At 64.3% G+C, this 25,686-nt stretch carries 24 protein-coding genes; 17 read left to right on the forward strand and 7 right to left on the reverse strand.

The features are described from left to right. Window positions 1-6: 6 nt before the first annotated feature. On the reverse strand, window positions 7-726 hold the full coding sequence (locus JNE37_RS12590) for a hypothetical protein (RefSeq protein ID WP_203063067.1): 720 nt from the start codon (window positions 724-726) through the stop codon (window positions 7-9). A gap of 91 nt (window positions 727-817) precedes the next feature. Here JNE37_RS12590 and JNE37_RS12595 point away from each other — a divergent pair, with 91 nt between their 5' ends. Together JNE37_RS12595 and JNE37_RS12600 are read left to right on the forward strand one after the other, a co-directional pair. Continuing rightward, entirely contained in the window at window positions 818-1,318 is a 501-nt protein-coding gene (locus JNE37_RS12595; RefSeq protein WP_203063069.1) for a c-type cytochrome, read from the forward strand. Continuing rightward, entirely contained in the window at window positions 1,318-2,058 is a 741-nt protein-coding gene (locus JNE37_RS12600; RefSeq protein WP_203063070.1) for a pentapeptide repeat-containing protein, read from the forward strand. Before JNE37_RS12595 ends, JNE37_RS12600 begins: the two co-directional genes overlap by 1 nt. A gap of 29 nt (window positions 2,059-2,087) precedes the next feature. On the opposite strand, the gene JNE37_RS12605 is transcribed toward JNE37_RS12600, so the two are convergent. The 4 genes from JNE37_RS12605 to JNE37_RS12620 all read right to left on the reverse strand — a co-directional run bounded on the left by JNE37_RS12605 (window position 2,088) and on the right by JNE37_RS12620 (window position 7,085). Continuing rightward, on the reverse strand, window positions 2,088-3,071 hold the full coding sequence (locus JNE37_RS12605) for an MraY family glycosyltransferase (protein WP_052015371.1): 984 nt from the start codon (window positions 3,069-3,071) through the stop codon (window positions 2,088-2,090). A 170-nt stretch (window positions 3,072-3,241) separates the two neighbouring features. Then, window positions 3,242-5,083, reverse strand: a complete 1,842-nt coding sequence (locus tag JNE37_RS12610) for an ABC transporter permease subunit (RefSeq protein WP_203063079.1) — start codon at window positions 5,081-5,083, stop codon at window positions 3,242-3,244. Window positions 5,084-5,159: 76 nt separating this feature from the next. Continuing rightward, window positions 5,160-6,308 (reverse strand): sugar ABC transporter substrate-binding protein, encoded by a 1,149-nt coding sequence (locus JNE37_RS12615; RefSeq protein ID WP_246513235.1) that lies wholly within the window; start codon window positions 6,306-6,308, stop codon window positions 5,160-5,162. 117 nt (window positions 6,309-6,425) lie between these two features. Then, window positions 6,426-7,085: an SGNH/GDSL hydrolase family protein gene (locus JNE37_RS12620; protein ID WP_035034207.1), complete on the reverse strand. Its 660-nt coding sequence runs from the start codon at window positions 7,083-7,085 to the stop codon at window positions 6,426-6,428. Window positions 7,086-7,216: 131 nt separating this feature from the next. Between JNE37_RS12620 and JNE37_RS12625 the strand changes: the two genes are divergently transcribed. The 12 genes from JNE37_RS12625 (at window position 7,217) to JNE37_RS12680 (ending at window position 20,317) form a co-directional block, all read left to right on the forward strand. Further along, the gene (locus JNE37_RS12625; protein ID WP_203063081.1) at window positions 7,217-8,392 is read left to right on the forward strand and encodes an ROK family protein; all 1,176 of its coding nucleotides are present in this window, start codon (window positions 7,217-7,219) and stop codon (window positions 8,390-8,392) included. 102 nt (window positions 8,393-8,494) lie between these two features. Further along, window positions 8,495-9,436, forward strand: coding sequence for a Gfo/Idh/MocA family protein (locus JNE37_RS12630; protein ID WP_203063083.1), 942 nt, complete (start codon window positions 8,495-8,497; stop codon window positions 9,434-9,436). 108 nt (window positions 9,437-9,544) lie between these two features. After that, window positions 9,545-10,315 carry an RraA family protein gene (locus JNE37_RS12635; protein ID WP_203063085.1) on the forward strand — a complete coding sequence of 257 codons (771 nt, stop codon included), beginning with the start codon at window positions 9,545-9,547 and terminating at the stop codon, window positions 10,313-10,315. A gap of 54 nt (window positions 10,316-10,369) precedes the next feature. Further along, on the forward strand, window positions 10,370-12,370 hold the full coding sequence (locus tag JNE37_RS12640; RefSeq protein ID WP_203063087.1) for an ABC transporter substrate-binding protein: 2,001 nt from the start codon (window positions 10,370-10,372) through the stop codon (window positions 12,368-12,370). 68 nt (window positions 12,371-12,438) lie between these two features. Beyond that, entirely contained in the window at window positions 12,439-13,629 is a 1,191-nt protein-coding gene (locus JNE37_RS12645) for an exo-alpha-sialidase (protein WP_035034661.1), read from the forward strand. Between the two features lie 44 nt (window positions 13,630-13,673). Then, window positions 13,674-14,669: an ABC transporter permease gene (locus JNE37_RS12650; RefSeq protein ID WP_035034658.1), complete on the forward strand. Its 996-nt coding sequence runs from the start codon at window positions 13,674-13,676 to the stop codon at window positions 14,667-14,669. Window positions 14,670-14,681: 12 nt separating this feature from the next. Beyond that, window positions 14,682-15,806: an ABC transporter permease gene (locus tag JNE37_RS12655; protein WP_203063089.1), complete on the forward strand. Its 1,125-nt coding sequence runs from the start codon at window positions 14,682-14,684 to the stop codon at window positions 15,804-15,806. A gap of 4 nt (window positions 15,807-15,810) precedes the next feature. Further along, a complete protein-coding gene (locus JNE37_RS12660; RefSeq protein ID WP_246513237.1) occupies window positions 15,811-16,887 on the forward strand; it encodes an ABC transporter ATP-binding protein in 1,077 nt (358 codons plus the stop codon). Next, window positions 16,877-17,914, forward strand: coding sequence for an ABC transporter ATP-binding protein (locus tag JNE37_RS12665; protein ID WP_203063098.1), 1,038 nt, complete (start codon window positions 16,877-16,879; stop codon window positions 17,912-17,914). The genes JNE37_RS12660 and JNE37_RS12665 overlap by 11 nt, the downstream gene beginning before the upstream one ends. After that, complete coding sequence (locus JNE37_RS12670) at window positions 17,911-18,723, forward strand: IclR family transcriptional regulator (protein WP_052151946.1); 813 nt, start codon at window positions 17,911-17,913, stop codon at window positions 18,721-18,723. Before JNE37_RS12665 ends, JNE37_RS12670 begins: the two co-directional genes overlap by 4 nt. Beyond that, on the forward strand, window positions 18,720-19,601 hold the full coding sequence (locus tag JNE37_RS12675; RefSeq protein ID WP_052151944.1) for a dihydrodipicolinate synthase family protein: 882 nt from the start codon (window positions 18,720-18,722) through the stop codon (window positions 19,599-19,601). The genes JNE37_RS12670 and JNE37_RS12675 overlap by 4 nt, the downstream gene beginning before the upstream one ends. Beyond that, on the forward strand, window positions 19,598-20,317 hold the full coding sequence (locus JNE37_RS12680) for a 2-keto-4-pentenoate hydratase (protein ID WP_203063100.1): 720 nt from the start codon (window positions 19,598-19,600) through the stop codon (window positions 20,315-20,317). The genes JNE37_RS12675 and JNE37_RS12680 overlap by 4 nt, the downstream gene beginning before the upstream one ends. On the opposite strand, the gene JNE37_RS12685 is transcribed toward JNE37_RS12680, so the two are convergent. Next, window positions 20,300-21,388, reverse strand: a complete 1,089-nt coding sequence (locus JNE37_RS12685; RefSeq protein ID WP_203063102.1) for a lactonase family protein — start codon at window positions 21,386-21,388, stop codon at window positions 20,300-20,302. The two genes, JNE37_RS12680 and JNE37_RS12685, sit on opposite strands and share 18 nt — an antisense overlap. A gap of 11 nt (window positions 21,389-21,399) precedes the next feature. Beyond that, window positions 21,400-22,509, reverse strand: a complete 1,110-nt coding sequence (locus JNE37_RS12690) for a GntR family transcriptional regulator (protein WP_203063104.1) — start codon at window positions 22,507-22,509, stop codon at window positions 21,400-21,402. A 93-nt stretch (window positions 22,510-22,602) separates the two neighbouring features. On the opposite strand from JNE37_RS12690, the gene JNE37_RS12695 reads away from it, so the two are divergent. The 3 genes from JNE37_RS12695 (at window position 22,603) to JNE37_RS12705 (ending at window position 25,682) form a co-directional block, all read left to right on the forward strand. Further along, on the forward strand, window positions 22,603-23,844 hold the full coding sequence (locus tag JNE37_RS12695) for an ABC transporter substrate-binding protein (protein WP_182399453.1): 1,242 nt from the start codon (window positions 22,603-22,605) through the stop codon (window positions 23,842-23,844). A gap of 84 nt (window positions 23,845-23,928) precedes the next feature. Beyond that, the gene (locus JNE37_RS12700; RefSeq protein WP_035034644.1) at window positions 23,929-24,849 is read left to right on the forward strand and encodes a carbohydrate ABC transporter permease; all 921 of its coding nucleotides are present in this window, start codon (window positions 23,929-23,931) and stop codon (window positions 24,847-24,849) included. Beyond that, window positions 24,846-25,682 carry a carbohydrate ABC transporter permease gene (locus JNE37_RS12705; protein WP_035034642.1) on the forward strand — a complete coding sequence of 279 codons (837 nt, stop codon included), beginning with the start codon at window positions 24,846-24,848 and terminating at the stop codon, window positions 25,680-25,682. Before JNE37_RS12700 ends, JNE37_RS12705 begins: the two co-directional genes overlap by 4 nt. The last annotated feature ends 4 nt before the right edge of the window (window positions 25,683-25,686 follow it).

Raw genomic sequence — 25,686 nt, forward strand, 5'->3', positions numbered from 1 at the left:
TCGGGTTCAGCCTTGTCGCATCTCGAACCAGACGTGGCTTTCGAACTGTCCTTCGGTCGGCTTTCCGGTATGCGGGTCGATGGCCTTTTCGCCTGCCTTCCGAAGATAGCGCGTATGCAGGCTGTACTGGTTTCCATCGCGCGAGAGGGCGCAATCCTCCTTGACGAATTCGCCATAGACCGGCGTTTCGCCCGCCTCGACCGGCAGGTTCTCGCAAGCCCATTCGCTGCCGGGCGCTCGAAATCGAGCCTTGAGGAACGGCGCCAGGAAACGCGCGTTCTCGCGCGGAACCGAGGTGTCGCGTGGGTCGCTGACCAGTCTCAGGCCTTCGACGATCCCGGTGTCATCGATGAGCGCCGAAATGATCACGGGAAGGTCGTAGACCTTGGTGCCGGAGGCCGCGACGAGCAGCGGAACGTTGTTCGCCTTTGCCCAGTACTCAAGTTCGTCGTCGTAGCGAAAGTAGACTTCATGAAGTCCGGAAATTTCCGCCGGGCACGAGCCGTAGTCCTCGAAACCCCCAAGGGGCAGCTTGGGAGGCCCTCCGTTTGACCCGCAGGCGAAATCAGCGAAGCTATCCGGTATGGCTGCGACCGGCTGACCGAGAGCGATCCGCCAGACATCGCTGGCGGCGGGCCTGTCGGCACCAATCCCGTGGACGGCGGACGCCAGGAATACACAGAGGCCCAGGACGACAGAGCTGCAGCGACGATTGGGCATTGGCATGATGACCTGCTCACGTTTGCGGCTCTTCCAGAGAGACCACTCCAGTCAAGATATCGAATAGACACCCGAAAATGCCCGGAGGACAAGGAACATGCCGCAATCAGGACGCCACATTTCGAAATCTGCGCAAGCAGGGATCATCTTCGCAGTCGGGATGCTGGGTCTAGGCCTGACCTCCTGGCCGGCCACCGCGCAGCAGCTCTCCGGGGGAGCGCGTATCTATTTCGAAAAGGGGGGGTGCAACCAGTGCCACGGCACCAACGGCGATGGCGTGGGCGACGATGCTCGCGAGCATGGCGCCAATTTCCGCGAGAGTGCGCTCGATAAGGAAACGATGGTGATGATCATTTCCTGCGGCGTTCCTGGTACCAACATGCCGTATTTCGAAAAGTTTTCCTACACGGACGACCGTTGCTACGGGATGACGGCGGCGGATTCGGGAACGGACAAGCCACAGGCCCCCATTACGACCTTCCTTGCCAAGCGCGATATTTCTGCCGTGGCCGACTACATATTGGAGACCTTCGTCGGGAAGGGGCCCGTGGCGCCAGGCGCCGAGAAGCCAGCCCAACCGCCCCCGGCCGCACATTGATGCGGCTGCGCTGCCTGTTCATGCTGGTGGTTGTCGGAGGCTCCCTTGTCGCGATGCCGGCGACCGCGGAGCCTCCAGTCGAACGTGCTGCGTGTTCGCACGAAGGCCTGCATTTCAAGCGATGCAACCTCGCCAATGCGGACTTTTCCGGCGCCGCGCTGAGCAATGCGGTTTTTCATCGCGCTGATCTGACAGGTGCGCATTTCGTTGGTGCCGATCTTTCGGGGGCCAACCTCAACAAGACCAAGGCGCAGCGCGCGGACTTCACCGGTGCCAAGATGGTCGAGGTGCTGTTCTACGAGTCCGACGGCAGTCGCGCGACGTTTGCCGACGCCCATCTTCAGGGGGCGAAGATGCAGGGTGCGCGTCTTATCGGAGCGACGCTCGATCGCGCCGAGGTCAAGGCCGCTTTTCTGACGGGCGCGCGACTGGATGGAGCCAGCATGGTTGGCGCCGATCTTTCCGAGACCAACCTGGTCGGCGCCGTCCTGTCAAAGGCCAATCTCGAGGGTGCAAACTTCGCCCGCGCGGGTTTGGTCGGTGCGCGGATACGTGACGCAAACCTGCAGAATGCCAACCTGGCTGGCGCCGATCTTTACAACGCAGATCTGACTGGCAGCGATCTTACCGGGGCGAACCTGGCGGGGGCACGGCTGACGCGAGCCAAGCTGACAGGCGCCATTCTCGTGGACGCAAACCTGCAGGGCGCGTTGATGCCCGATGGATCGATCCACGAATAATCGCCGTGGAGCGGCGTCGACCCGCAGTCCTACCGCACCTTCAGCAACAGCGCGTAGAGCAGGGCCGACACGATCAGATGCGCTATGATGAAGCGCAGCAGCACCTGCGAGCCAGCCCAGCCCACTTCCTTTCGGAAATGATCGTGAAGGGGAAAACGGACGCGGCCGAAGACCAGGATGTTGAAGAAGCGCTTCAGGGTGACCTTGGCGATGCCGGTGGCGCCGTTGGCGAGGATGACGAAGCCGACGACGACGATTAGGAAGACGTTATGGCTGGCGCAGACGAGAACGCCCAGCAGCAGGCCGAGCGGGCGCGAGCCGGCGTCGCCCATGAGCACGGAGCTCGGCGGGGCGTTGTGCCAGAGATAGCCGGCCAGGCAGCCCACCATGATGAAGGCGACGCCGGCCCAAAGGCCTGCGCGCGGATCGAAGGGGATCAGCAGATAGCCGGCTGTCGCCTTGTCCCCGATCACGCCGTAGAGCAGGAAGGCGAGGAATACGAGCGACACCGCGCTGAGGCTCCCCGACAGGCCGTCGACGCCATCGCTGCAATTGGTGGCGTTGATCGATATCCAGATCACGCCGGTGAAAACCAGGAACACGAGGAAGGACGGTAGCGGGAAGGCACCGCGGACCAGCGGAAACCAGAGGTCGATCGTGCTCGCCCCGCTGACCAGCAGCCACGCCGAGAGGCCTGCCGCCAGGAGGTCGAAGAAGGCGAGCTTGTATTCCGATAGCCCGCCCGTGGCGTCATCGACCAGCCCGATGGCCGAGGCAAGCAGCAGCACGCAGACGATGAGCAATACGTCGAGCCGCCAGGGCACGAAGAGGAAGACGGTCACGGCGAATACCGCCACGAAGAACAGCCCGACACCCATGGGCTTGCCGACGCTCTTGTCGGCGTCCACCGCAAAGGCGCGGCCGCGATCCCTGGGGAGGTAGTGCGCTATGCGTGGGATGCCGAGGACCGTGACAAGGAATGCGACGCAGGCTCCCGAGGCGATGAGGAGCATGTCGGATCGAAGCAGCCGAAACGCGCCGATCGTGGGGGACAGGACGTCCGATAGCCAGGGAAACAGCGTCTCACTCCTTCATGATTCCGCGTCGAACGTGCACGAGGTGCGTTCGGATCGCAATGGCAGGGGTGAGGTTGTTGCCAGAGGCCTGTGTCTGGTTCGGGGCGCTATCCTGCGCTCTCGGTGCCGGCCATCAGCGCCCAGAGATCGTCGGTGCTCATGCCCGTGACGCCGCCGTCGTAGACGACGCGGCCGAGCCGCAGCACCACAATGCGGTCGGCGAGGGCTCGGACGGTGGCCATGTCGTGGGTGACGAGGATGATGCCGGTGCCCGCCTCGGCGATCGAGCGGACGAGGTCTATTACCTGGGCGGTCTGCTTGACCCCGAGGGCGGCGGTAGGCTCGTCGAGGCAGATGAGTTTGACGTGTTCGCCCAGCGAGCGGGCGATGGCGATGGATTGGCGTTGGCCGCCTGACAGGGAGCGCACCAGGACGTTGTCGTCGCGCAGCGTCACGCCGAGGTCGAGCAGGCGCCGCCGGCTTTCCTGCGCCGCCCTGCGGTCGTCGCGCACGGGGATGAGGCCCAGCCAGCGGCGGGTGGGTTCACGGCCCAACATCATGTTGTGGACGATCGAGAGGTTGGGGCAGAGCGCCAGGTCCTGGTAGACCGTTTCCAGCCCGGCCGCCCGCGCGTCGCGGGGGCTCGAGAAGCGGACCGCGTGGCCTTCGAGGGTCATGCTGCCCTGATCGGGCTGGATCGCGCCCGAGATGATTTTCACCAGCGTCGATTTGCCGGCGCCGTTGTCGCCGAGCAGGCAGACGATCTCACCCTTGCCAACCCGGAACGAGCCCTCTTCGAGGGCCACGACGGGGCCATAGGCCTTGTAGGCACCGCTGATCTCGAAAACGGTCTCGCTTCCCGTCGAGGTGGGACGCTGCCTACCGTCCGCCTGCTGTCGTCTGTTGGTAGGGGCTGCTACCGCCATGCCGGCAGTCTTGCTGCCCTTGCCGCGATTGCGAAGGCCGATGGCAATCTGGTCGGCAAGCAAGGCGAGCAGCAGCATGGCGCCGACGGCAACGTTCTGCCACCAGGATTGCAGGCCGACAAAGATCAGCCCAGCATTGAGGATGCCGATCGTTGCCACGCCCACCGCGATACCGATAGGGCGCCCGGCTCCACCCGAAAAGGCGACCCCGCCGAGGATGGCCGCAGTCAGCACGTCCAGCTCGAACCGAACGCCGATCGTGGGCGGGATCGAGCCGAGCCGGCCCGCCAGAAGCACGGCGACCAGCCCGATGAGCGCGCCGTTGGCTGCGTAGAGCCCGACGACCGTCCGCCCCACGGGAACGCCGCACAGCTCGGCCGCACGCGCATCGCCGCCAATGGCGTAGATGCGCAGGCCGGTGCGGGTGCAGGTCAGGACAAACGAGCCGACGATGAAGACGGCAAGTGCGATCAGCACCGTGTACTGGATGCCGAAAAGCCGCCCACGTCCGAGATCGAGAAGCGCCTGCGGGAAGCCGTAGACGGCCGTGCTGCTCACCACATAGGCGAGCCCGCCATAGAGGGCGAGCATGGCGAGCGTCACGATGAGGGGCGAAATGCTCAGTCGGCGGACGAGAAAGCCGTTGAGCAGCCCAAGCGCCGCGCCCATGCCGATGCCGGTCAGGATCGCGAGCTCGACGCTTTGCGTCGCCACCGCCACCTTGGCCACGACGATACCGATAAGAGCCAGCATCGAGCCGATCGAGAGATCGACATAGCCTGCGATAAGGAGCGCCGAGGTGCCGATGACGGCGATGACGATCGAAGTCGAATTGACGCCGATGGTCACGAAGTTGTCGAGGTTGAGGAAGGCCGGGTTGAGCACCGAGAACAGCACGACGAGGCCCAGCGCAACGAGGGCCAGGCCGAAGCGGCTCGAGGCTTCCCCGGGCGAGGAGGTCCCGGGCAACAGCATCGGAAGCGGCGTATTCGGCCTGGCGGCAGCGGGGGAACTGGATGTCATGCCGTGGTCCACTCGCGGAAGAGAAGACGCCTCCGGTGCGGAGCCGGAGACGCAAGTGCCTTGGAGGAGCGCCTGGTTACATTTCCGACGACCAGGGGAAGTTCACGTACTGGTCGCGCGTATCGTAGCAGATGTTGCCGTACATCTTGAGATAGGCGTCGCGGCGTGCCGCATCGGCGAACACCGCTCCCGGGTCTTTGAGGTCGGTTTCGTATTGCGCGATATTGGCGCTGGTCAGCGCGCTGGGCAGGATGTCCATGGCCTGCGGCACGCTCTTGCCGTCGAGCCAATCGGCGGCGAACTGGCCGATCGCGTAGCCGAAAACCGGTGAGGACAGGGAGATGCTGGCCTTGTAAGGCCCATCGCCCTTCTTGATCGCGGCGACCGCTTCCGGCTCGCCGTCGATGCCGCCCAGGAACTGCTCGGGCTTGGCCTTGCCGGCCGCCTCGAGCGCCGCCAGGGCGCCCAGCACCACGGTATCAGCTCCCAGCACGACATCCACGTCCGGATGCGCCTGGAGGATGGTGCTCATGGTGGCGAAGCCGCCTTCCTTGTTGACGGGGTCGGGCGTGACGTCGGCAACGATGGTGACGCCGGGGAGCTTGGAAAGCCCGTCGCGCATGGCCTTGAAGCGGGGCGCCAGGAACTCGATCTGGTCCTGGGTCAGCAGCACGACATTGGCCTTGCCGCCCAGATGATCGTTGATATAGGCGATCGCGGCATCGGTCAGCACCTTGCCGGTTTCGTATTGCGGCGCATTGAGCAGCAGCGTGGCCGGAGGCGGCACGATGGTGCTGACATAGCCGCCATCCCACATGATCTGTTGCAGGCTGTAGGAGAGCGAGGCCGGATCGACCGGCGCCGCCACCACCGCGCCAACCTTCGAGGCGCGGAAGAGCTGCACCTGTTCCACCATCTTGGCGGCATCGTTGTTCGCGGTGGCGCGGCGATATTCGAGGCCTCGGTCGGCTGCTGCCTTGCTCAGCCCGAAATCCACGCCCTGCATGAATTCGCGCTCATTATCCTGCGCAAAACCCAGCACGCGGTTGAGCCCTGTCGGCGGGCTGCAGGCTGCTGCCTTCGGGTCGTAGGGGGCGAACTTGGTCGGTGTGGTGATGCCTGCCGGCCCATCCTGCGCCAGGGCGGCGGCGCTGGTGAGGGCGGACAGGCCCATGAGAATTCCGGCGGCGACGATCGTCGCGCTTCCTGACGATGCGAAACGCATGTTGCTCCTCCCTTTTGGTGCCGGGCCCCTGTTTCCGGGGTCTGTCCGGCTCTCCATGTCCCTATCCTTGCCATGTGGTTTCTCGCAGAGTCAATTATCTTCTTCTAGTGGAAGAAATTAATTGATCGCTGCAAAGGCGACTTCGCAGAGCGAGGCCAGCGTAAGCCCTAGAATCCTATGCGCTTCCGCGTCGAGGTGAATGCCGTCGACCGCGCTGGCTTCGACGATTGCACCGGCGTCGAGGTGCGGAATCTGGCGCCGCTCGCACATTGCGGCGACCAGCGGCGCCAGCTGTGCCGCCTTCTCCGCGCCGCCCCTGAACATGTCGGCAAACCAGTCCACTTCGGCAATCGGCGGAGGCGTTACCACCAGCACCTTCGGCGCCTGTCCTTCCGGGCCCGCCTCGCTCGTCTGCACCGCCCGCACCACCTGCTCGATGGAGTCCGCTATGTCACTGGCATTGACCGAGAATCTCGTCTTGAGGTCGTTAGTGCCCAGCATCACGATCACCAGGTCCAGCGGCATATGGGATTCAAGGCAGACGGGCAGGGCGGCGAGGCCGTTCTTGTGCGCACCCTCGATCGGGTCGGCATGGACCGTCGTGCGGCTTGGCAATCCCTCCTCGATCACCTGCCAATCCGCGCCGAGCTTCTTGGCCAGGATCCCCGGCCAGCGCCGGTCGCGGGCATATCTGTGCCGAGCGGTCCTGGCGAGCGTCGGGATGGCGCCATAGGTGTTGGAGTCCCCAAAGCAGAGTATGCTGCGGACAGTTCTCAAATTTTCCTCCCTACGCTTGAAAAGCGATAGTCCCCTGCCGCTCCTAGCATATTCTTCTGCTGGAAGAAATTAATACTTGGACGCGGACCGTTGTTCTGGTAGAGGGCACTGAGCTTAAGGGATATTCCGGCATGACCGGCAGCAGCTATTACAGCATGGAAAAGGCTGCTGCCTGGCGCAGCAGCGGCAGCACGCAGACGCAGGCTCGCGTCTATAACGAGCGCCTCATCCTGTCGCTGATCCGCCTGCATGGCGAATTGTCCAAGGTCGAGTTGACGCAACTCACCTCGCTGGCGCCACAGACGATTACCTCCATCGTGAACGAGGCGGCAGCCAATACGCTGCTCCTGCGCGGCAAGCCCCGACGCGGCGGACTTGGCCAGCCCTCGGTCCCCTATGCCCTCAATCCCTCCGGCGCGTGGTCGTTCGGCCTTGCCATGGATGCGGAGGGCATCGAGATCGTGCTCACCGATTTTCTCGGCAAGATCGTCGAAGGCGCCCGCACGCTGGTTGCACCTCTTTCCCCGGCAGCGGTGATCGAAGCCGCGGATGCAGGCATCAAGGCCCTTCTCGCGCGTCACAACGATATCCCGTCCGACCGCATCGCGGGCCTGGGCATCGCATCTCCCTTCTACGGCTCCGCCTGGCCAGCGGCACTCGGTCTGGGCAATTATCAGGCGAGCGAGTGGGAGAGGATTGACCTGCGCGCCGAACTGGACGCGCGCTTCGAATGGCCGGTCTATCTCCTCCCCGATGGCGTCGTGGCCGCAGGGGGTGAGCTGACCTTCGGCGCCGGCCTCGGTCGCACCGACTTCATCTATCTGCATCTCGGCGACCGCGTGAGTGCCGGTCTGGTCCTGGACCATCGCCTCCACACCGGCCGCAACCGGCTCGCCGGCATGATCGGTGACTTTGCCGTTGGTGCCGCAACGCTCAACGAAATCGCCTCTCTCCGCTCCCTGCCGATTCCAGATGGCGCAGACCCGCAAAACGACCAGGCCTACCTGGCCGATCCCGCAGTGGCCGAGTGGGTCGCCAAGGCCGCGCCGGCCCTGGGCGCCTTCGCCTGGCAAGCAGTCAGCCTCCTTGATGTCGACGACATCATCGTCGACACTGACGCCCCGCCGGCCCTTACCAAGGCGCTGGTCCGGGCCATAAGCCGCGACCTCTCCCGCGCGGCCGCCACCCGCCCCGCGCCGCTTTCGGTCCAGAGCGGCACGCTTGGCCTCAAGGCCTTCGCCACCGGCGCCGCCAGCATCCCCCTCATGGTCCGCTTCGGCAGCGACACCGAGGTGCTGTTCAAGTAGGGCGGCCTCCAACGCTGTGCAAAACCGAGCGCTTGCTGTTCTATAGGCGCACCAATGCCTTGCGGCCGGCATGCCGCATGGCTTGACGAGGGAGGAAAGTTCATGCGGCTCGGCATTATCGGCACCGGCAACATCGCGCGGCGGCATCTCGACCTTCTGGCCGAGACGGATGGCGATGTCGCCGTCGTCGCCCACCTTTCGCGCCACGCCGATCGCGCCGCGGAAGCGGCAAGCCGATATGGTGGTACGCCGCATACGTCGCTCGACGAGTTCATCACCCAGGGCCGCCCGGATGCCGTGATCGTCACCGTGCCGCCAGACCAGCACGGGGAGATCGAGCATGCCCTTATCGACGCGGCCATCCCGCTTCTTGTCGAAAAGCCCATCGGGCTCGACAATGCCATTCCCTCCGGCATCGCCGAGGCCATTGCCCGCAAAGGTCTTGTCGCGGCCGTTGGCTACAATTGGCGCGCCCTCGATACGCTGTCGGCTGTTCGCGCTCAGCTCGCCCAAACGCCTCTCCGCATGGTGATGGGCCGTTTCCATGGCGGCACGCCCGGAGCGCCCTGGTGGCGCTTCGAGGGGCGTAGCGGCGGGCAGATGGTCGAGCAGGCCTGCCACGTCGTCGACCTCGCCTGGCACCTGGCGGGGCGCGGCGAACTGCTGGCCGCCGCCGGAAGCTACGGCCCGCTGCCGGGTTTTTCGGATGGCGATATCGCAGGCGCCTCGGCCGCGCTCTTCCGATTCGGTTCCGTTCCAGCCGTCATCACAGCCGTGGCGGTGATGCCCGATCGCTCGGGCGCCGATTTGCGCCTCATCTGCGAAGGCTGCGAGATCGTCATTTCGCTGGCGGGCATCGATATCTTCAGGGGCAAGGAGCACGTTCGCATCGAGACTGCGACCAATTGCTATGTCGCCCAGAACCGCGCTTTCTTCGCCGCCGTGCGCTCGGGGGACGGAGGCGCGGTCACCTGCACCTACGAAGATGCCCTTGTAACTCATAGGCTTACGCTGGAAGTCGCCGCGCAGGTTCGGCAGCGATAGCCTGACATTCTGATAAATCGCAGGTCTGTTTCAGTTTGGCTTGACCAAGCTGAATAATCGTGTTTGCATAATCGAAATAACAGAACTGCGTTCCACAATGCTGAACGCTTGAGGGAGGAGAAACTGAGCGCTCACACGCTTTCAGAAGGTGATCTGCTGCGCCTGCGCCGCTTCTCGACGCCTACTGTCTACAATGGATGGGAACAGGTCAGCCGGGTCGATCGTCGCAGCGTCGTCAATCGCGATGCCGTCCAGGATTTCATGCCTCAGTTCGGGCCGATGATCGGCTATGCCGTCACGCTCGAGGTCGAGCCCAGCAATCCGCGCCATATCGAACGCTCCGAGGCGCCGCGCGAATACCGCGCCTATCTCGAGAGCGTGCCCGGTCCCAAGATCGTGGTGGTCAAGGACGTCGACAGCCCCAACGTCATCGGCACCTATTTCGGCGAGGTCAATGCCAGCCTTCACCGGGCGCTGGGCTGTGTCGGGATGATCACCGATGGCGGCGTGCGCGACATCGTCGAAATGGGCTCGCTCGGTTTCAAGGCGCTCGCCCAGCGTCTCTGTGTCGGCCACGCCTATGCCTGGCCGGTGCGCTGGGGGCATGCGGTGGAAGTCTTCGGGCTCACCATCGAGCCCGGCCAGCTGCTCCATGCCGATCAGCACGGCTTCATGGTCATCCCCGAGGAGGACCAGGGCAGGGTGCTCGAAGCCACCCAGTTCATGGACGCCAATGAGTGCCACACGGTGATCGGCGCCAGCCAGGTTCTGCGCGGGCGGTCGATGACCGAGACGCGTGCGGCCATGGTCGAGGCCGAGAAACGGTTCGGCGCCGCGGCGCGCCAGCAATTCGGCAAGTCCGGAGAATGGTCTGACTGACGAAGGCTCCCCGGCGCCTGGCCGGGACATAACGATCCACGGGAGGGGATATTAATGCACGGCAAGTTGAGAGGATTATTGGGGGCCGCTGCGCTCGCCATCGTGGCGGGCATCGGCCTCGACATCACGTCGACAGCTACCTACGCGCAGGCGCAGGAGACCAAGCTCGTCGACGACTTCATGACCTGGAGCCTTTCCGACTACGAGAAGGAAACCGGCAAGACGGTCCCCGAATTCAAGCAGTCGCCCCAGTTCGACGCCGATGTCACGAGCGGCGCGCTGCCGCCGGTGGCGGACCGCCTGCCGGTGCGCGAGGACGTGATGGTCGAGCGGCCGCGCGATGGCGTCGGCACCTATGGCGGCACGATCCGCTATAACGCCACCAATCCGCAATCGTTCGGCAATGTCGGCTATTCCGCCTGGGATGCGCATCTGGCCGGCGTCACCACCAATTGGGAAATCGTCTATCCCGATATCGCCAAGAGTATCGTGCTTGCCGATGACAACCTGTCTGCCACCGTCACGCTGCGCCGCGGCATGAAGTGGAGCGACGGGCAGCCGGTGACGGCCGACGACATTCTCTTCTTCTTCAACGATATCGGCGGCCAGGGCGACCTGCCTCCGCTTCCGGGCAATTTCATCGTCGGCGGCAAGCCGGTGACGGTCGAAAAGGTCGATGACGTCACCGTCGTCTTCCATTTTGCCGCCCCCAACCCGGCTTTCATCCTGACGGTGGCGCGGGCGGAGGCGGGTTTCCCGCTCGCTCCCAAGCACTACCTGCAGAAGTGGCACAAGGACTTCAATCCCGATGCCGATGCCGTGGCCAAGCAGGAAGGCTTCGCGTCCTGGATCGATGCCTTCGTCTCGCACCAGAACGGGCAGACCGGCGACTTCCAGGTCGATCCCAACCTGCCGGTGCTCAAGCCCTGGCGGCTGACGCAGGTCGACCAGTTCGGCAACCAGTACTACAAGCGCAATCCCTTCTACTGGAAGGTCGATACCGAGGGTAACCAGCTCCCCTATATCGACGAGCAGGTGCGCATGCTCATTTCCGATCCGGAAGTGGTCAAGCTCAACGTCCAGTCCGGCCAGCTCGACTATGCCGACAAGTTCGCCCAGGCGGATCTGCCGGTGCTTAAGGCCGGCGAGCAGGCGGGCAATTACACCACCATGCTCTACAGCGCCGACCAGGGCGCCATCGTGAAGTACCAGTTCAACCTCACGGTCGACGATCCGGTGCTGCGCCAGATCTTCAACGACGTCCGCTTCCGCGAGGCCATGTCGCTGGCCCTTAACCGTGACGAAATCAACGACACCATCTTCTTCGGCCTGGGCGTGCCCCGCCAGTGGGGCGTCTCCTCCAAGTCCCCGCTCTACGAGGATTGGATGGGCCCGTATTTCGCCGAGTACGACGTGGCCAAGGCCAATGCGCTGCTCGATGAGATGGGCCTGGCCAAGGGCGCCGACGGCGTGCGCGTCCGGCCGGATGGCCAGCCGCTGCGCATCATCCTCTCGGACGCCATCAACCGCGTGCAGCTCTCCGAACTCGTGGCCGAATACTGGACGGCTTTGGGCGTCCCGACCCAGGTCAATACCGTCACCCGTGAGACCTTCTCGCAGGCCGTGGCGGCAGGGCAGGTGCAGGCGTCCGTCTGGTTCGCCGACGTGGTCTCGGAAAAGGACATGTACACCCGTCCCATCTGGTTCCGTCCGCCCTATGGCCTCGACACCAATCCGGTCGGCGGTGGCCTTGCCTGGCGGCAATGGGATCTCTCAGGCGGCAAGGAAGGCGAGGAGCCCCCGCCGGAGTTCAAGGCCCAGCAGGAGCTGGTCAACCGCTGGCAGGCGACCAAGCTCGGTTCGGATGAATACTACGCCCTGGGCAAGGAAGTGGTGGGCAACACCGTCAAGCAGATGCTCCACATCGGCACGGTCGGCGAGGTCCCCTACATCTACACCCGCTCCAACAAGCTCAAGAATTTCCCGGGCGACCAGATGCTCTACATCGACCACCTGCGTGGTGCGCATGCCGAGCAATGGTACCTCGCCCAGTAATCCTGCCTCAGCGACCGGGCGGGTGAGCCGCCCGGTCCAAGCGCTCCATCAAGCTCTTCGGACCCCAAATGATCCCCCTTAGCCAAGTCAAGTATCAGCCCGAGCTGTCGCGCACGTTCCTCGGGAGCCCGAGCGTGGTGCGCCTGCCGGACAACGCGCTCGTGGTCAGCCACGACTATTACGGCGTCGGTTGCCCGCGGAACCACGAGTCCGAGGAAAGCCTCACCTCGATCTATCGCTCCGAGGACAACGGGGCGACCTGGGTCAACATCACCCACATCATGAACTGCTACTGGAGCACGCTGTTCTATCACAACGGCGCCCTCTACATCTTCGGCACCAGTCAGCAATACGGCTCGATCGTCATCCGCCGGAGCGACGATGGCGGCTACACCTGGACGCATCCGACCGCGCCCGAAAACGGCTGGCTCTTCGCCGGTGGCTATTACCACGATGGTCCGAATTATCATTGCGCGCCGGTAGCCGTGACCATCCATAACGGTCGTATCTACAAGGCCTTCGAAGATTGCACGCCTTGCGTCTGGGGCACGGGTTTCCAGGCCTGCGTGGTCTCGGCACCGGTCGATGCCGATCTTCTCGACGCAGCCAACTGGACGATGAGCAACAAGCTCCCGTTCGATCCGGCCTGGATACCCAAGGAGTGGGGTCGCACCCTCAAGCCGGGCTGGCGCGAAGGCAATGTCGTTGCCGATCCCGATGGCCAGCTCTGGGACATCATGACCTTCGAGGCGGGGCCGCTGGAGGCCGAAAAGTCCGCCCGCATCAAGATCGAGGATGATGGCAAGCGCATTTCCTTCGACCCGGCAACCGGCTATTTCGACCTGCCGGGCTGCAAGGCCAAGCTCACCATCCGCCGCGACCCGGTGAGTGGGGAATATCTCACCATCGGCAACGCGCTCGATGACCACGCGATCCTGCGCCAATGGGCGCGCGAGGAAGACGATAGCTTCACGCGTTTCCACAAGGACCACTCGATGCGCCAGCGCAACAGGGTCTACGTGCTGGCCTCCAAGGATCTCTGGAACTGGCGCCGGGTAAAGCTCCTCATCAAGGACGAGACCGGCCTCAAGCCCGAGGATTCCATCCGCCTCACCGGCTTCCAGTACACCGACTGGCAGTTCGATGGCGCCGACGACATCATCTTCGCGGTGCGGTCGGCCTATCGCGGAGCGGCCAATTTCCACGACGCCAACCGCATCTATTACGGGACCATCCCGAACTTCCGCCAGCTGCTCTAGCAGCTGGCTCCACCCGTCTCGCCTGCCGCCAAGGAGGTCCATCGATGCTCGCCTATATCGTGCGCCGCCTTGGCTACATGGTTGTCGTGCTGTTCCTGATTTCGGTCGTCTGCTTCTACATCATCAACCTGCCGCCAGGCAGTTTCATCGAGACGTTCGCGACCCAGCTCGAGGCGGCCGGCTCCCCGGCCAGCCAGGCGCAGCTCGACTATCTGACCCAACGCTACGGGCTCGACCAGCCGCTCTATATCCAATACTGGAACTGGATCGTGCCACTCGTGACCCGTGGCGATTTCGGCTACTCGTTCGAGTGGCAGCAGCCCGTCTGGAACCTGGTGTCCGACCGCCTGTGGCTGACGATCATCGTTTCGCTGGTTTCGATGATCTTCGTCTATGCCGTTTCGATCCCCGTCGCCCTCTATTCGGCGACCCATCAGTATTCGATCGGCGACTACACCGTGAATTTCCTGGGCGTCATCGGGCTGGCAGTGCCCAATTTCCTCCTGGCGCTCCTGCTGCTGGTTGCCTCGGCCAACCTTTTCGGCGTCACGCCGACCGGGCTCTTTTCGCCCGAGTTCATCAACGCGCCCTGGAGCTGGGCCAAGTTCGCCGACCTCATGATCCACCTGCCGGTGCCGGTCATCGTCGTCGGCCTTGCCGGCACGGCCGCCACTATCCGTATCCTGCGCTCCCAGCTCCTCGACGAATTCCAGAAGCAATATGTCACCACGGCGCGCGCCAAGGGCGTGCCCGAGCGCCGCCTGCTGCTCAAATACCCGTTCCGCGTCGCCCTCAACCCAATCATCTCGACGGCGGGGCACCTGCTGCCCGAGATCGTCTCGGGTTCGACCATTGTCGCCATCGTCCTGGGCCTGCCCACCATCGGCCCGCTCCTGCTGCGCGCCATCATCGCGCAGGACACGTTCGTGGCCGCGAGTTCCCTCATGCTCCTGGGTGTCCTCACCGTCGTTGGCGTCGTGATCTCGGACATCCTCCTCACCATTCTCGATCCGCGCGTCCGCATGACGCGGACCAACTAGGGGCACGGGCCAATGACACTCGCCATCGACACCGAAGCCCCATCCGGCCCCCAGGGTGGCCTCGTCCTCAGCCGTCGCCAGATCTTCTGGGCCAAGTTCACGCGCCACCGGGTCGCGACCGTCTCGCTGTTCTTCATCGTGCTGCTTTACGCGGTCGTGCTCATCGCCGAGTTCGTGTCGCCCTACGATCCCTTCCAGCGGCACACGGGGTATCTCCTGGCACCGCCGACCGGCATCCAGTTCGTCGATACCGAGGGCAATTTCCACCTGCGGCCCTTCGTCTATGGCCTCAAGAACGAACTCAATCGCCAGACCTTCCAGCGTGAATACGTGGTCGACACCAGCGTGCGCCACGATATCCACCTCTTCGTCCAGGGCGAGCCCTACAAACTCTTCGGCGTCATCCCGATGAGCGTGCGGCTTTTCGGGGTCGAGGGAGACGGCAAGATCTTCCTCGCCGGCACCGATACGCTCGGTCGCGACCTCTTCTCGCGCATGCTGTTCGGCGCCCGGACTTCGCTTTTCGTCGGTCTTCTGGGCCTCAGCATCGGGTTCGGGCTCGGCCTCTTCTTCGGCGGCATTTCGGGCTATTTCGGCGGCGGCATCGACAATTTCGTGCAGCGCCTGACCGAGTTCCTGCAATCCCTGCCGACGCTCCCGCTATGGATGGCGCTGGCCGCGCTCGTGCCCGCCGACTGGTCGCCGACCCAGGTCTATTTCGGCATCTCGACCGTGCTTGCCGTCGTCGGGTGGACGACACTGGCCCGCGTCGTGCGCGGCAAGCTCCTGAGCCTGCGCGAAGAAGACTATGTCATGGCCGCCAAGGTCTCGGGCGTCAGCGAAGCGCGCATCATCACCAGCCACCTGCTGCCCGGCTTCATGAGCTATCTCATCGTCCACCTGACGCTGGCCGTGCCGCAGATGATCCTGGGCGAGGTGGCCCTGAGCTTCCTCGGCCTCGGCCTGCGCCCACCGGCCGTCAGCCTCGGCACGCTGCTCATCGATTCCCAGAACATCCAGACCGTCACCCTCAGCCCCTGGCTGCTGGTGCCCGGCGGGCTCGTGATCCTCATCGTCATCGCCTTCAGCTTCCTTGGCGATGGCCTGCGCGATGCCCTCGACCCCTACAGGAGCTAGCCAGATGACCACCATGGCTCAAGCCCACACCAAGATGCTTCCCGCCGGCGAACCGCTGCTCGAGGTCAAGGACCTGCGCGTCGTGCTGCCGCTCATGGAGGGCCATCTCGTTGCCGCCGACGGCGTCAACTTCACCATCCAGCAGGGCCGCACGCTCGGGCTCGTCGGGGAATCCGGTTGCGGCAAGACCATGACCGCCCAGTCGATCCTCAAGATCAGCCCGAAGATCGCCCGCACCACCGGCGAGATTCTGCTGCACTATTCCGACAAGCCCTCCACCGACATCGTCGGCCTGGGCAAGGAAGATCCCGAACTCCTGCGTATCCGCGGCGGGGAATGCGCCATGATCTTCCAGGAGCCGATGACCTCGTTCTCCCCGGTGCACACCATCGGCAACCAGCTCATCGAAACCGTGCTGCTTCACCGCACACGCGACAAGCACCAGGCGCGCGACATCGCCATCGGCATGCTCCAGAAGGTCGGCATCCCGGCACCCGCCGAGACGCTGAAGAAATACCCGCATCATCTTTCGGGCGGCATGCGCCAGCGCGCCATGATCGCCATGGCGCTGGCCTCCCAGCCGCGCCTTCTGATCGCCGACGAACCCACCACGGCCCTCGACGTCACCGTCCAGGCGCAGGTCCTGCGCCTGATGCGCGACCTGCAGCGCGACCTCGGCATGGCCATCCTCTACATTTCGCATGACCTCGGCGTCATCGCGCGCATGGCCGACGATGTCGCCGTCATGTACATGGGCTCGATCGTCGAACAGGCGCCCGTCCGCGACCTCTTCCGTGCGCCCAAACACCCCTATACGCGTGGCCTCATGGCTTCGGTGCCCCGCATCGGCAAGCGCTCGGGCGAACCGCTGCAATCGATCGGCGGCAACGTGCCGATCCCCATCAACAAGCCCAAGGCCTGCGGGTTCTTCCCGCGCTGCCCCGTCGCCATGAGCGGCATCTGCGATCGTGCCGTGCCGCCGCTGGTCGATGTCGCTGCCGGCCACAAGTCCGCCTGCTTCAAGTACCCCGAAGTCCTCGCGGCTGCCGGCCTTGCCCAGGAGGCCGCTCATGTCCACTAAGCCGCTTCTCAAGGTCGAAGGCCTCAAGAAATACTACCCGGTCGAAAGCGGGCTGACGCGCAAGGTCACCGGCTATGTCAAAGCCGTGGACGATGTGAGCTTCGAGCTGGCCCAGGGCGAGGTGCTCGGCCTCGTCGGGGAATCCGGTTGCGGCAAGACCACGCTCGGCCGCTGCATCATCCGCGCCATCGATCCCACCGCCGGTTCGGCCCGGTTCATGCCTGGCGACGATCTTTCCATCGATCTCGCCGGTGCCGACAAGAAGACGCTCAAGTCCGTGCGGCCATACATGAACATGGTCTTCCAGGACCCGTTCTCCTCGCTCTCTCCGCGCATGACCGTGCGCGAGATCATCGGCGAGCCGTTGCGGGCGCAGAAGGTGCCGGAGCGCGAGATCGCCCAGCGCGTCGAACGCATCGCCGAGATGTGCGGGCTCAACCCCGCGCATCTGTCGCGCTATCCCAATGCCTTCTCCGGCGGCCAGCGCCAGCGCGTCTGTATCGCCCGGGCACTGGTCACCAATCCGGTATTGCTGGTTGCCGATGAGCCGGTGTCCGCGCTCGACGTCTCCATCCAGGCGCAAATTCTCAACCTGCTGCAGCGCTTGCAGCGCGAGTTGAATCTGAGCTTTATCTTTGTTGCCCATGACTTGAGCGTAGTTGAACATATCGCCGATCGCGTCGCGGTCATGTATGTCGGCAAAATCATCGAATTGGCTTCAACTGAGGACTTGTATACTCGTCCCCGGCACCCCTATACCGAGGCGCTTCTGTCGGCGGTACCCAAGCCGGATCCGGATCTAGCCGACGAAACCATAATATTGGGTGGTGAAGTCGCCAGCGCGGCCAATCCCCCGACAGGTTGCTATTTTCATCCCCGCTGTCGCTATGCGGGTGATGTTTGCAAGAGCGCTACGCCGACGCTGCGCGAGATCGGACCAGGCCATTGGGCGGCTTGCCACTTCGCCGACAGCCTGGACCTCGCGGGCGTAGTGCCCGAGCAGAACGAGGGAGAGATCGCGTCGTGACGGTCACCAAAGCCAAGCCTTCCACCAACAAGAGCCTCGCCAAGGCCGTGCGGGTCCTCAAGCTCTTCAGCGCCCAGGAGCCGCGCCTCCCTCTCGCCGAGATCAGCGCCCGGCTCGATATGCCCAAGAGCACGACCCACGCCATCCTGCGCTCACTCGTCGCCGAAGGCCTCATCGAGAAGATCGGTGGCGAAGCCTATGCTCTGGGCACCGGCATCCTCGCCCTCTCGCAATCGGTCCGCGTCAACGTCGAGATCCGTGATCGCGCCGCGCCGCACGTGCGCGCTCTCGCCGACAAGGCCGGGGAATCGGTCTACTTCACCTTCCTCGAAGGCGACCGCATCCTTTACATCTATGCCGTCGAATCCTCGCGCCGCCTCATCGCCCGCACCGCCGTCGGCGATCGCATGCCGATGCATTGCACCGGCGTCGGCAAGGCTATCCTCGCGCATTTGCCCGAGGCCGAAGTCCGCTCCATTCTCGAGCGCATGGGCATGCCGCGGGTCACGCCCAACACCATCACCGATCTCGAGGCGCTGATCAGCGAACTCGGCGAGATCCGGGCGCGCGGCTATTCCTTCGATAACGGCGAAAACGAAACCGGCAATTACTGCGTCGGCGCGCCGGTCTTTGGCGCCGATGGACGCGTCATCGGCGGCTGCTCGATCTCGGGTACCGACCCCGAAATCATCGCCAGCCGCGCCCCCGAAATCGCCCGCATGCTCATCGCAGCCTGCCTCGATATGTCCCGCAACCTCGGCTACGTGCCGCCATCCTTTTCGCAATTGCACTCAGCGGTATTTCCATGAACGAGCAAAGCACCACATCCTCCTCCCTCGGCGGCATCATCACCGCCATCCTGACGCCCGTTCGGGCGGATCTCTCGATCGATACCGAGCGCCTTGTCGCCCATGCCCGCGATCTTCTCGCCAAGGGCGGCAGCCGCGTTTCGACCTTCGGGAGCACGGGGGAGGGCGTGGCGTTTTCGTCCCCGGAGAAACGTGAGGCCGTAGAGGCGCTCCTCGCCGCCGGCATCCGCACCGACCAGCTGCTGCCCGCTATCATGACCTCTTCGGTCGGCACCGCCGCGCAGGAGCTCGCCGATCTGGCCGAACTCGGCTGCCGTGAAGTCCTGGTCCTGCCGCCCTTCTACTATGGCAGCCCGAGCGTGGCTGGCCTCGTCTCCTTCTACGAAGCCCTTTTCGAGCGCGCCGGCCGACCCAATGTTCGCCTCGTGCTCTACAACATCCCGGCCATGAGCGGGGTCACCATCACGCACGACCTCATCCGTGCCCTGCGCGCCGGCAAGGGCGCCCCGATTGCCGGCGTCAAGGATTCGACCGGCAATATCGAAAGCGGCCTTGCCTATGTGAAGGCGTTCCCGGACCTGGCGATCTTCACCGGCGATGATCGCGTGCTGCCCCATCTCCTCCATGCCGGCGGCGCCGGCATGATCGGCGGCCTGCCCAATCTCTATGTCGAGGATCTCGTCGCCCTCTACAGCGACCCCAAGGGGCCGAATGCCCACTCGCTCGCTGCTCTCGCGGCCGAGCGCATCGCCCGGATCGACTCGACCGGTGGCCTCGTTGCCCTCAAGTCCGAACTCGCCTCCCGCGAGAGCGATCCCGATTGGGTGCGCTGCATGCCGCCCCTCGATGGTCGCTTCCGCGCCGGAGCCGGACGTTGATTTCGGCCGAGGCCACGGCCGATTTTCTGGAGACGCTCTGGCGGCAAGGCCAGACCATCGATGCGCTCCCCGATGATCTGCGCCCCGCCGATACGGACGAGGCGCTGGCCGTTCAGTCAGCCTATATCGCGCGATATCCCAGCTGCGGCTGGAAGATCGGGGCGACCCCGGATGGCGGCTGGCTGGCGGCACCCCTGCGCGGCGAACCGCTGCCTGGTGGCGCATCTCTCGCCGGCAACATGCCACCGGCCGTCGAGGTCGAAGTCGCCCTGACGCTCGGCGCATCATTGCTCGCCGACAGCATGGAAGACCAGGCAAGAGCTGCCATTCGCAGCTTCCATCTGGCCTTCGAACTCTTCGGTTCGCGCTACAAGCAGCCCAAGGCCGTGGATGCGTCGTCCGTCCTTGCCGACAATCTCAACAATGCCGGCGTCATCGTGGGCGACGCACGTCTACCCGCGAAGGCGCAAGCCACCGAGATAGCCATCGAATTCTATCGCGATGGCGCGGATGCAGGCCGGCATCATGCGCCATGGCCGGACGATGGCTTCGCGTCGGGCCTGATCTGGCTGGCCGATTATGCAGCCAAACGCGGCAAGCCGCTCTCGGCAGGGGACATCATCATCACCGGCGCGAGGATCGGCCCCGTCCCGCTGCAACGCGGTGCGCGCTACGAAGCCAGGTCTTCGCTCGGCACGCTAGCCTTCGCCACCTGATATCTGCCGAATGCACGAGGGCGAACGCACGGTCAGGCGTTCGCCCGTATCCCGCACGCCATCCTCCTCGAGCGCATAGACCGCCAGGCAGTCGCCGTTCTGGTTGGTGGTAATCAGCCAGGCGCCACACGATGAGAATTCGAAGTCGCGAGGCTTCGTGCCGCCGCTGGGGATCTGGCGCCAGGGCGTAAGGCGGCCGGTTTCCGGGTCGAACGCGAAGAGCGAGATGGCGTCGGCGCCGCGATTGGAGACCCCGACCAGGCGTCCTGATGGATGCCAGCGCAAGCCTGCCGCGGTGTTTTCACCCGGGAACGGGTCGATGAGGCTGGAAATACGGTGACATTCGCTGAGCTCGCCGTCGTTCCAGCGCAGGCTGACCAGGCGAGAGGCGATTTCCTCGACCAGCACGATGTACTGGCCGTTGCCGCTAAAGAGCGGAAGACGCGGACCGCTGCCGGCCGGGGCTTGCCAGAGGCGAGCATGCGAGAAGTCGGGGCCACGAGCCTCGTCAAAGGGATAGGCGGAAACCGTGTCGGTGCCGAGGTCCGGCACGATCAACCAATCGCCGTCGGGAGAAAAGCGGGCTGCGTGAGGGTGTGGGCCGGTCTGTCGAACGGGATGCACGCTGCTGCCGGCGTGGCGGGTGGTGATCATGCGGTCGGGCTGCAAGCGGCCCTCGGTCAGCGGCAGGGCAAACACCTCCCCGGTTCCGTAGCATGCGCCCGCGAGCCAGGAGCCCGCGGGATGAAGGTCGACATGGCACGGGATGCGGCCAGGCGTCGCGACGCGCTCCTCCAGCTCAAGTGCATCGCTCCCGACGCGTACCAGTGCGATGCTGGCGCGGTCATCGTCGGTCTCGATAGCCACGGTGATGCGGTCGGCCGAAAGCGGGCGCAGATAGGCTGGATTGGGCAGGGCGAGCTGCGCCAGGATCTCGAGCCTGCCGGTCGGGTGCAGGGAGACCAGCGAGATACCTTCGCCGATGGCACGGAACGGGCCATAGGGCTCGGTATAGCTGCCGACGACGAAACGCTGCACGTTGGAGGCCGGATTTTGTAATACAGGTATCATGTATCTGGTATCTATTGTGCCGTCGAAGTGCGGGCGATCAGCGAGGGCGTGATCGACACATGCAGCGCCGGGCCGTCATAGGCGCCGGTCATGCGGTCATGCAGCAGCCGGAAGCACATGCGGCCGAGGGTTTCGGGATAGATATGGACGCTGGTCAGCGGCGGCTCCATCGAGCGCGCAAGGAGGCTGTCGTTGACGCTCGCCACGGCCACCTGCTTGGGAATGGCGATCGAAGCGGCGCGCAGCGCCTGGACGACGCCGAGGGCGGTGACGTCGTTGCGGGCGAAGACGGCCGTAAACTCGACGCCCTCTGCCAGAAGCGCCTCGACTGCCCGTCGGCCGGCCTCTTCGGAGGCGAGGTCGGTGATGCGTACCAGTTCCTTGTGCGTGGCGATGTGGGCATTGCGCAGCGCCTGGGAATAGCCGTCGAGCAGGGAGAAACCGGGCAGGTTCGGCGCGCCCTCGACATAGGCGATACGGCGATGACCCTGCGCAAGCAGGTGCTCGACGGCGATGCGGCCGGCCGCGAGATAGTCGGCGCTGGCGCCGTCTGCCGGCAGGTCGGTCGGCCAGCGGCCCATGTAAACCAGGGGTTTTCCGGTCGCCATGTACTTGCGCGCGCCGAGCGATGAGGCTTCCACCGAACTCGGCACGACGATGACGCCGCGCACATGCGGGTCGGCGGCAAGTTCGGTGAGCTGGTCGCTCTCGCTCTGCAGCGAATAGCCCGACTGGTTGGTCATGAGCTTGAGGCCGTGTTCGCGGGCCTCGCGCTCGATGCCATCGATCATCTCGGCATAAAGCGGGTTCGAGAAGGTCGGGATGATGAGGGACATGGTCGGCGTGCCGCTCGCGCGCACCGCCGGCCTGCCCACGACTTCCGGGGCATCGGAGACGAAGGTGCCGCTGCCGGCGCGGCGATAGACGTGCCCCTCATCGACCAGCAACTGGATGGCGCGGCGGACCGTGGTGCGCGAAAGGTCGTGGTGCTCCATGAGCTCGCGCTCCGAGGGCAGCATTTCGCCCGCCGCATACTCGCCCGCCGCGATGGCCTCGCGGATCGTGTGGGCCAGCGCCTTGGTCTTGTCCGGGGCCCTATCGGTTGCGAGCTGCTGATTCATCTTGCCGTACCAGATCATACATGTATGATACCTATACCATGAACGGAAGGAAATCCGTCTGGAGGGAGTTATATGCTCAAAGGGCAGGGAAATATGAAAGCACTATTTGCAGCCGCTGTGTCGCTGCTGGCGCTGACCGCCGCGGCTCCGGCGCAGGAGGCCTATACCTTCAAGTATCCCAGCTGGATGTGGGAAGAGGGTGGGGTCGGTCCGTGGAACAAGGATCGGGTGGCCGCGTTCGAGGCAGCCAACCCCAATATCAAGGTCGAGGCGACCCTGATTCCTAATACCAGTTACGAGCAGACCATCACCACGCAGATCGCCGGCGGCGACGTGCCGGACTTCATGCCGGCCTATACCAACATGATCGCGCCGATGGTCGACGCCGGCGTGCTGGCGCCGCTCGATGATTGCATCGCCGGCAGCTCCTTCAAGGATCGCATCCTGCCGTCGGTGAGCTTTGCCGTGATCGATGGCAAGACCTATGGCCTGCCGGTCACGATGAGCCCGCAATCGCTGATCTACAACAAGAAGCTGCTCGACGAGGCGGGCGTGGGCATTCCCACGACCGTCGAGGAATTCGTGGCGGCGGCCAAGGCCGTCAAGGAGAAGACCGGGCAGTGGGGCTATGTGTTCCCCAATGATTCCAACACGCTCTTCACCTATATCGTGAGCATGCAGTGGATCATCGGCATGGGCTCGGACTGGTCCAAGCCCGATGGCGCCATCACCGCCAACGATCCGCGCAATGTCGAGGCCGTCACGCTCATCAAGAGCTTCCTCGACGACCAGATCAGCCCCAAGGGGCTCGACGCCAATTCGGTGCGCACGATGTTCGCCGAGGGCAAGGCCGCGTTCATGGTCGATGGGCCCTGGGTCATCAACCAGGTGGCCAACACCAATCCGGACCTGCTGCCGGAAGTGGGCTTTGAAGTCATGCCGACCCCGACCCACGCTGCCGTCACCGGCGGCGCCTTCTACGTCGTGCCGGAAGCGTCTCCGCACAAGGAGGATGCCTGCAAGCTGCTCGAAGTGATCCTCGATCCGACCGCCCAGCAGCATTACCTCGAAGACCTGCTGCAGATCCCCGGCACCAAGGTCGAGCCGAGTGCCGAGTTCCTCAAGACCCATGCCTGGGTCGGCAAGATGGCCGAGATCGCGGCCAAGTATCCGGGCGGCATCGGCTATGCGCCTCCGGGCTATGCCATCCAGGCCCCCGAGTTCCGCCAGATCGCGGCGGACAACCTGGCCCGCATCTATGCCGGCGAAGTCTCGGTGCAGCAGGGTCTCGATGATGCCCAGAAGGCGCTCGAGGACTGGTCCAAGTCGCTCTAGTCGCTTCGGCCTGCCGGGTTGATACGCGCCCGGCAGGCCCGCTGTTCCAGCGCACTTTCCTGCGGTCGGGAGAAAATCTCTAAGATGTCGTTTCTGGCGAAACGCGAGGCCTTGGCCGCGCGCAACATGCGGCGCTTCGACTGGCTGCCGGTCTGGCTGGTGGCGCCAGCGGGCCTCTTGATGACGGGCCTGCTCATCTACCCGATCGTGCAGGGCATCCTGCTCAGCTTTTTCGATACGCGCATTCTCAATTATGCACGCGGCAAGTTCATCGGCCTTGCCAATTACGAGCGCCTCTTCGTCGATCCCTATTTCTGGAACGCGGTGCGCGTCACCTTCATCTATGGCGCAGCCTCGATGGTCTGCACCTATCTGCTCGGCCTGGGCTTTGCGCTGCTGCTCAATCGCAATTTTCCCGGGCGCGGCCTCATCCGCACGCTCTTCATTCTGCCCTGGGCCATCCCCGAAGTGGTGGCGGTCCTCATCTTCGTCTGGATGCTCGATGCGCAGTTCGGCGTCATAAACTATGCGCTGGTCTCGGTTGGCCTGATCCGCGAGCCGCTGGCCTGGCTCGCCAACCGCGACCTGGCCCTGCCGGCCCTTGTGCTCGTCACCTCATGGCAGCAATTCCCGCTGGCCATGCTCATTCTCCTTGCCGGCCTCCAGACCATTCCCAAGGAAGAATATGAAGCGGCGATGGTCGATGGCGCCAATGCCTGGTCGCGCTTCATCCACGTCACCATGCCGGGCCTGCGCGCCGTCAACGTGGTGCTGGTACTGCTGCTGATCCTCAATTCCTTCCGCCGCGTGACCATGATCTACGCCATGACGGGCGGCGGGCCGGCGCGGGCGACGGAAACGCTCTCGATCCTTACCTACAACACGGCCTTCGACTACCAGCGCATCGGCTATGCCGCGGCCATCGGCACGGCCCTGCTGGTGATCCTCCTGGTCTTCAGCCTCATCTACTACATCGCGCTGCTGCGCCAGAGGGATACGCAATGAGCCCGACCTTCCTGCGCCGGGCGATCGCCGTCGGGCTGTTCCTGCTGACGCTGGCCTGTGCCGCCCTTGTGGTGTTCCCCTATTATTGGATGTTCGTGTCCTCGGCGAGCACGCAATCCCTCTTCCAATGGCCGCCGCGGATCATTCCCGACGAGCTCTCGCTCGGCGCCTATGAGAAGATCTTTGCCGAGCGACCCCTGCTGCAATGGTTGCAGAACACGGCGCTGGTCTCGGTTTCGACCGCGATCTTCTGCACCGTGGTTTCGGTCAATGCCGGCTACGCGCTCTCGCGCTTCAAGACGCGCCTGACGGGCGGGTTCTCGCTGCTCATCATGTTCTCGCAGATGCTGCCGGCAGCCCTCATCGTCGTGCCGCTCTACGTGATCTTCCGCCAGCTCGGCCTCTACAATTCGCTCATCGGCCTCGCCATCGCGGATTCCGCCTTCGTGCTGCCGCTCGCCACTTGGCTGATGAAGGGTTTTTTCGATCGCATTCCGATCGACCTGGAGGAACAGGCGCAGATCGATGGTTGCGGGCGCGTGGCCGCCTTCTATCGCGTCACGCTGCCTCTGGCGGCGCCGGGCCTCGTCGTCGTCACCGTCATGTCCTTCATCTCTGCCTGGGACGAGTTCTTCCTCGCCCGCACCCTCATTTCCTCACAGAGCAATTGGGTGCTCTCGGTGGCGCTGACCTCCTTTGAGGGGCAGTACACCATCGCCTGGAACGAGATGATGGCGGCTTCCGTGATCTTCGCGCTGCCCGCCGCCTGTTTCTTCCTTCTCGTGCAACGCTATCTCGTCTCCGGCATGACGAGCGGCGCGGTGAAGGGATAGGGCC

The organism is Paradevosia shaoguanensis, assembly GCF_016801025.1.
Lineage (GTDB): Bacteria > Pseudomonadota > Alphaproteobacteria > Rhizobiales > Devosiaceae > Paradevosia > Paradevosia shaoguanensis.